This window comes from Microbulbifer okhotskensis, assembly GCF_023895975.1.
GTDB classification, from domain to species: Bacteria; Pseudomonadota; Gammaproteobacteria; order Pseudomonadales; family Cellvibrionaceae; genus Microbulbifer; species Microbulbifer okhotskensis.
Genome location: NZ_JALBWM010000168.1, coordinates 1 through 5551, shown reverse-complemented (window position 1 = coordinate 5551; position 5551 = coordinate 1). Strand labels below are relative to the sequence as shown.

Below are 5551 nucleotides of genomic sequence, written 5' to 3'. Positions count from 1 at the left end.
GCCTGCCGAACTTCTGGCATGGCTTGCCGATCAGCAGCCTCAAAAAGCTCAGCCAGCGCCCCGGATTCCAGTAAAACCAAGAGTACTTAGCCCCAAATATCTGGCCTCGCCTCAATAAGGCTTACTTGCCCATTTGTGGCAGAGACAAACCTTCTGGCAAGGTTTGGACCCAAGCGACGATGCCCGCCGCGAACCAGGTTTAGATAACCAAGCGTCGTACCTATCTTCTTCGCGAAGTCTGCACGCTCACTTTGGCTCATCGGCTGTAAGAATTCGATAGGTTTCATGCCTTAAATGTATCTCAGTGATACATTTTTAACAACAGTTGATAAGATAAATTTACACGGAGGTGTGCCTTAATGAATCATTATGGCCAATTGATTGAGCTTCTTGAGTTTATCAAAATGATGCGAATCAATGAAAATGGCCCACAGGCGCGTACGAATGGAAGTTAGCTACATCAGGCTTGAGAATGCCCGACAACTCTCCAGGGAGTTTAATAGCCTTAAGGAGTTTGCAGAGGCGCTGAGCATGCAACCCTCCCAACTCTCTCAGTTAATTGGCCCCAACCCACGCCGCAGCATAGGCTCCACTATCGCAAGACGAATCGAAGCCACCTGCGGTCAAAATAAAGGTTGGCTCGATGTCACACATAAAGATAGTAGCGATCCCGTAACCTCAAGCAGGGGGATAAACCTTGACCTACTCGTTAACTGTATTACAGCAGTTGAGGAGAAAGTGGCGGAGCTCGGTATTAAGAGCATGCCGGTAGAGGCCAGAGCTCGCGCAATCACCACTGTCTATGCTTACACAGAACAATCCCAAGCCACAGAGGTCATGGATCCGACCTTTGCGATCCGGATGGTTTACCGAGGGGAGTAGAGAACTCCCACTCTAAACAAAATTCTTCTTGGGCTACCTTTCTACAATCATAGAACTTAACGCAATCACCGCACTGATAGCCAGCCCAACTTAAACCCTCTTTGATTGCATCCACCACCCTCTGGTTATCGTCCCACTCCCGCATTCCCTTCAATAGATGACTCACCCTGTCCCCCATCCATAGATCTCCGTGTGACCAAGAGAGGTTAACACCTCAAATAAAATCGAAAAGCAGGCATAATCAATCATTTTGATAACTTATGCGTGGTAATTCCCGCAAATCCGATAAATGTTGTAATCCGGATGCCGCAAAATCTCACCCCAGGCCAGGTAATCTACCTAGCTAGAAAATCGAAGAAAATGAGCCAAGAAAGGCTCGGAAAACTTATAGGACTGGAACGCAGTGCTATCAGAGACCTTGAAAAAGGGAAAAAAATTCACTCACGTTTCAGCAGTTTTCGACGCTCCACCGAGAGTTTTCAATAACCCCTAACGACATACTCGGCATACACGCAGGCGCTAACACCTCGGATGAAGAATCCCTGTCATCAGCTATTGAGCGTGCAGCACCAGAAATTTCAAAGCTAATACTTAATGAACTTCCCGCCAAAAAGATAAAGTAGTTTATCATTCCTATTGCACAACTTTATCATTGTGATACATTTGTCCTGTGCCCTACATAAGGCTACCCACTTAAGCACCAAGGACAGGACACTCAAATGCACACCGCCACGGAGTTCAGACCACTGGCCCCACGCCAGGCCGAAGCGCTTACACATCGCGCCCGAGGGCTCTCCAACCGCGAGACCGCCCAGGCTATGCGGTGCTCAGTGACCAACGTCAGCAACCTGCTCGCGGAGTGCTTTTACAAACTGCACGCCCGCAACAGCACCGACGCAGTGGCCAAGGCGGTGAAGCACGGATTAATTCAATTCATCCTGATCGCCTGCATCATTAACGGTATCGGTGCAGACCAAGAGCAGATTCGCAACCGGCTCAACCGCCGCCCCACCGTCCGAACCATTCGCATCCGCAACCGGGAGAACCTCGCATGAGCGCCACCGTGTTTGTACACCCAACCGCAATGACCCAACGCAGTATCGACCGGCTCCAGCGTCGCACCGGGCAAATCGCCATCGCCGATCACCAAGGCCGCCGCGTTCGGTTAGTGCAGCCAAAACCTGCCCTTGTAAGACCCTCGCACGATGATTGGCCCCCGTTCGGAGGAGATGCCGCATGAACCAGATCAACCCCGCCCACAGCGTGGAAACCCTGCTCAAAGTCGCCAACGGCTATTCCGGTGCCAGCAAAGCTGCCGCATCGGTTTTGCTTTCCGCCTGGAATAGCAGTGATTTCGCGGTCCCGGTTGCAGAACTCGCCCTACTCGATGGCGATAACTATCAACACGCCATCAATGTGATGAACCTGCGTTACCACGGCAAAGAACCGCAAAGCGTGATTGCCAACGGCGATAAAAAATTCCACGCCCTCTACCGCGAATGGAATCACCTAGAAATTCAAAGGAAGGAAGCCGCATGAACCCAGCCCAGCCGCTCCCGCAAATGCCCTGCCCCTACTGCGGAAAACCCGCAGAGCCAGTATTTAACGGGCACTTGCAATTACGCGGCTGGAGCTGCCAACCCTGCCGATACTGGGAACCCGCCATTGGCAGAGAAAGGCAGTTTAAAAAAATAACGAGGGCAGGCCATGAGTGATTTCAGCCGGATTTTAGAGCTGTACGAAGAGTTACTAAACACGGTAAGGCTGCAACAAATTCACATTAATCAGTTGCGCCGCGAAGTAGCTCAACAAGCGCAATCTATTAACAACCTAGTCCAACAACAACAAAACCAGGAGGCAGCGTGAACCAGAAAAAAACATATACCGTCACCCAGGCCGCCCGAATGCTGGGAATGGGTAGAAATAACCTGCTCAAATTAATGCGCAAAAACGGCTTTCTATACAGTCAAGAACCCATGCGCAACTCCCCCACAAAGTGGGCAGTTGAGCAGAGTCTGCTCAATCAAAAAACAGGTCAATTTTTCAAGGGACCGGTAAAAGTCCAACACATCACCGCGCTAGTTACGCCGAAAGGTATGGCCTGGATTCGCGATATTGTTGAATCGCAGACCACAACTAAAGCCGGCTAAACCTCATGAAAACAAGGACCGATATGAATACAACACAAGTTGAAAAGCATTTAAGCCTCCTAGGCATGAAATGCCAGGACAAGGTAACAGGATTAAAAGGCGTAATAGTAAATATAGGCTTTGATCTTTATGGATGCGTTCAGGCAATTGTACACCCAGGACTCAGCGCGGACGGCAAGCCCCAAGAAACCATATGGTTTGATATTTCTCGTCTTGAAATAACCAGCAAAAAATCAGTCATGGAACGACCTAACTTTGAATATGGGTACATTGCTGAAGGCAGAAAAGGGCCCAGCGAAAAACCCTTAGAGAGCAAGTACTAGAACTTAACCGCGCCCCAGGCGCACAGTCAGCTGTAACCATTAGGGCTGCCGGTATGGAGCCCAATTTTAAAAAACTTGGAGCACCCAATGAGCACAAACGTAACTCAACTTTTCTCCGACTTAGACGGCGGAGTATTTTTAGAAAAGCTTGCCCACACTCTCAGCGAAGTAGCCGGCGCAGTTACTGACCATGAGAAAAAAGGTGAGGTAAATATCAACCTGAAAATGTCCAAAATCCAGAACAGCGATCAGGTTCAAATTGAACACACCGTCAAGTTCAAAAAGCCAACCATGCGCGGCTCAATCATCCAAGATGATGCCACCTCTACCCCGATGTATGTCGGCACCAAAGGCGCACTGAGCTTCCACCCTATAAAGCAACCACCGCTATTTGATCAGGACAGCAGCGGCAAAGTGGCCTCAATCAAAAGCAGCGGCTAACACAAGCCATCACCCTTTAATCCACCCACAAAACACAAAAAGAAATTAAGGATTTATTTATGACCATGGATCAAAGTGCAGTAAAGGAAATTCAGAAGTCTCAGGCGATAGCAACGATAGATGCTGCTATCCATGGCAAGCAGCTTGAAAAACCGGTTTTGGCTGCACCTGCCGATTTTAAGCTGCACAACCTTGAAGGCTATCTGCCAGGGAGAACCCGGTTTCGGGGAGCAATGCGAACAATTGTTTTGCTCGACTTCATTTCCTACTCCCTGGATCACCGCAAAGATAATGACTCTGCGTGTTTTGTCGATCCTGCAAGCATGTCTGCTGAAACTATTTTCAACCTTGGCACCGATGCCAAGCCAGGGCACGCGGACTTCTCCGCTAAAGTAAACCTAGTTAAAACCGCAGAGTATAAAGCGCTCCTAGACATCAATGGCCATAAGCTCAGTCAGAAGCAACTGGCAGAGTTTCTTGAGGACTACGCCGAAAATATTGTTTGTTACTCCCCTGCTGGCGAAGTAATACCCATCACTGAAGCTGTCGCAGCAGTACGCCGCCTAACTATCGAGTCCTCCCGTAAAGAGGATTACGAAGTCCAAGAATTTAAATCCAGCCGCAGTGACCTAGAGAATATCGAGGCCCGCAGCGAGAAAGTTTTACCTGCCGGCTTCAAATTCGAATGCACTCCCTACAACGACCTTAGTCTCCGCACCTTTGACTTGCGCCTGTCAGTGATTACCGGGCGCGAAGCCCCTGCGCTCAGTGTTCGGATTAAGCGCCTTGAATCAGTTCAGGAAGATATGGGCAGAGAGCTTGAAACCAAACTCTCTGATGCGTTCTCGGCAGAAGACACTAGCGAACAAAAAATAGAAACCTATATCGGTTCCTTCTCCCCCTAACCACAAACTCTAACGTCTCGGGCCGCAGGTACTGGGCCCCAATACAGGACCAAGATCCAATGAAAAGATACACACCAGCGAAAAGATACGCACTATTCACCGGCGCCTACAACTTAATGATGGGTGGTATCAAAGATTTAAAGCGCTCTTACGCTACCGAAAAGGAAGCCTACAAAGAGGTAGAGCACATTGCCAAAACTGACCCCTTCACACACTGGGCTCAGATATTCGACAAGAAAACCGATACGGCAAAAGTTTATCGCATCAAAGATAAAAAAATCACCGAGGACAAACCACAAGACTGCCCTCATCCAGAACCGCACGCCGCCTGACCCACAGCCAATAACTTTCTAAGCCCGCCCAGTGCGGGCTAAGTGGGTAGCGGTAATTAATAACTAAATCAGGTAGAGAACATGACACATTTTGTATCAGGAGTAACTCGTCATATATGTATTGATATTCAAGGTGCGTTAAGAAAGTCAGATAAATGGTTAGATGGGATTTTACAGGATGCTGAAACCGGGAGAGAAATGTCTCCAAATGAGGTCAGGCATTTTCTGCGAAAACAGCAGGAGAAAGGATTTAGCTTCTTTAGCGGTTGCGACAACATGGACTCTTCTGGACGCTGTGCAGGACACCAAGCACTGGAAGAAAGTAGTGTCCAAGCGTAAACCCCGCAAACCCATAAGCCAACAGGCCCAGCACGCCCGCCGGGTAAACCGCTGGCTAAACGGCCTAATCCTCACTGCGCGCAGCAGCACCGGCCTGGATACCGAGGGCGACCCGGTTTTGACTATCACCCACCGCCGCCAACGCGGTGCAGTAGGCAATATCGCCCGCGCTGATTACC

At 49.4% G+C, this 5551-nt stretch carries 13 protein-coding genes; all 13 read left to right on the top strand.

Annotated features, from left to right (window positions below):
- Positions 1-444 precede the first annotated feature (444 nt).
- The gene (locus MO867_RS20200) at positions 445-882 is read left to right on the top strand and encodes a hypothetical protein (protein ID WP_252472452.1); all 438 of its coding nucleotides are present in this window, start codon (positions 445-447) and stop codon (positions 880-882) included.
- A gap of 303 nt (positions 883-1185) precedes the next feature.
- The gene (locus tag MO867_RS24155) at positions 1186-1368 is read left to right on the top strand and encodes a helix-turn-helix domain-containing protein (RefSeq protein ID WP_373565915.1); all 183 of its coding nucleotides are present in this window, start codon (positions 1186-1188) and stop codon (positions 1366-1368) included.
- 233 nt (positions 1369-1601) lie between these two features.
- A complete protein-coding gene (locus MO867_RS20195; RefSeq protein WP_252472451.1) occupies positions 1602-1937 on the top strand; it encodes a response regulator transcription factor in 336 nt (111 codons plus the stop codon).
- Positions 1934-2122: a hypothetical protein gene (locus tag MO867_RS20190; protein WP_252472450.1), complete on the top strand. Its 189-nt coding sequence runs from the start codon at positions 1934-1936 to the stop codon at positions 2120-2122. Before MO867_RS20195 ends, MO867_RS20190 begins: the two co-directional genes overlap by 4 nt.
- Entirely contained in the window at positions 2119-2421 is a 303-nt protein-coding gene (locus tag MO867_RS20185) for a DUF7673 family protein (protein ID WP_252472448.1), read from the top strand. The genes MO867_RS20190 and MO867_RS20185 overlap by 4 nt, the downstream gene beginning before the upstream one ends.
- Before the next feature lie 168 nt (positions 2422-2589).
- Positions 2590-2748, top strand: a complete 159-nt coding sequence (locus MO867_RS20180; RefSeq protein ID WP_252472446.1) for a hypothetical protein — start codon at positions 2590-2592, stop codon at positions 2746-2748.
- A complete protein-coding gene (locus tag MO867_RS20175; RefSeq protein WP_252472444.1) occupies positions 2745-3032 on the top strand; it encodes a phage antirepressor KilAC domain-containing protein in 288 nt (95 codons plus the stop codon). Before MO867_RS20180 ends, MO867_RS20175 begins: the two co-directional genes overlap by 4 nt.
- A gap of 23 nt (positions 3033-3055) precedes the next feature.
- Entirely contained in the window at positions 3056-3355 is a 300-nt protein-coding gene (locus tag MO867_RS20170) for a hypothetical protein (RefSeq protein WP_252472442.1), read from the top strand.
- Positions 3356-3442: 87 nt separating this feature from the next.
- Entirely contained in the window at positions 3443-3796 is a 354-nt protein-coding gene (locus MO867_RS20165; protein WP_252472440.1) for a YfdP family phage-associated protein, read from the top strand.
- A 59-nt stretch (positions 3797-3855) separates the two neighbouring features.
- Complete coding sequence (locus tag MO867_RS20160; protein ID WP_252472438.1) at positions 3856-4701, top strand: DUF2303 family protein; 846 nt, start codon at positions 3856-3858, stop codon at positions 4699-4701.
- Positions 4702-4760: 59 nt separating this feature from the next.
- Positions 4761-5033 carry a hypothetical protein gene (locus MO867_RS20155; protein ID WP_252472436.1) on the top strand — a complete coding sequence of 91 codons (273 nt, stop codon included), beginning with the start codon at positions 4761-4763 and terminating at the stop codon, positions 5031-5033.
- Positions 5034-5114: 81 nt separating this feature from the next.
- The gene (locus MO867_RS20150; RefSeq protein ID WP_252472434.1) at positions 5115-5372 is read left to right on the top strand and encodes a hypothetical protein; all 258 of its coding nucleotides are present in this window, start codon (positions 5115-5117) and stop codon (positions 5370-5372) included.
- Positions 5359-5551: hypothetical protein (locus tag MO867_RS20145; protein ID WP_252472432.1), on the top strand; the 193-nt coding region annotated here is incomplete at its 3' end. The genes MO867_RS20150 and MO867_RS20145, both read left to right, overlap by 14 nt.

Bases quoted from the DNA above. Each gene is read 5' to 3' on its own strand.
- MO867_RS24155 (WP_373565915.1), top strand. From the start codon at position 1,186: ATGCCGCAAAATCTCACCCCAGGCCAGGTAATCTACCTAGCTAGAAAA.
- MO867_RS20180 (WP_252472446.1), top strand. From the start codon at position 2,590: ATGAGTGATTTCAGCCGGATTTTAGAGCTGTACGAAGAGTTACTAAAC.
- MO867_RS20200 (WP_252472452.1), top strand. From the start codon at position 445: ATGGAAGTTAGCTACATCAGGCTTGAGAATGCCCGACAACTCTCCAGG.
- MO867_RS20195 (WP_252472451.1), top strand. From the start codon at position 1,602: ATGCACACCGCCACGGAGTTCAGACCACTGGCCCCACGCCAGGCCGAA.
- MO867_RS20190 (WP_252472450.1), top strand. From the start codon at position 1,934: ATGAGCGCCACCGTGTTTGTACACCCAACCGCAATGACCCAACGCAGT.
- MO867_RS20160 (WP_252472438.1), top strand. From the start codon at position 3,856: ATGACCATGGATCAAAGTGCAGTAAAGGAAATTCAGAAGTCTCAGGCG.
- MO867_RS20170 (WP_252472442.1), top strand. From the start codon at position 3,056: ATGAATACAACACAAGTTGAAAAGCATTTAAGCCTCCTAGGCATGAAA.
- MO867_RS20150 (WP_252472434.1), top strand. From the start codon at position 5,115: ATGACACATTTTGTATCAGGAGTAACTCGTCATATATGTATTGATATT.
- MO867_RS20185 (WP_252472448.1), top strand. From the start codon at position 2,119: ATGAACCAGATCAACCCCGCCCACAGCGTGGAAACCCTGCTCAAAGTC.
- MO867_RS20165 (WP_252472440.1), top strand. From the start codon at position 3,443: ATGAGCACAAACGTAACTCAACTTTTCTCCGACTTAGACGGCGGAGTA.
- MO867_RS20155 (WP_252472436.1), top strand. From the start codon at position 4,761: ATGAAAAGATACACACCAGCGAAAAGATACGCACTATTCACCGGCGCC.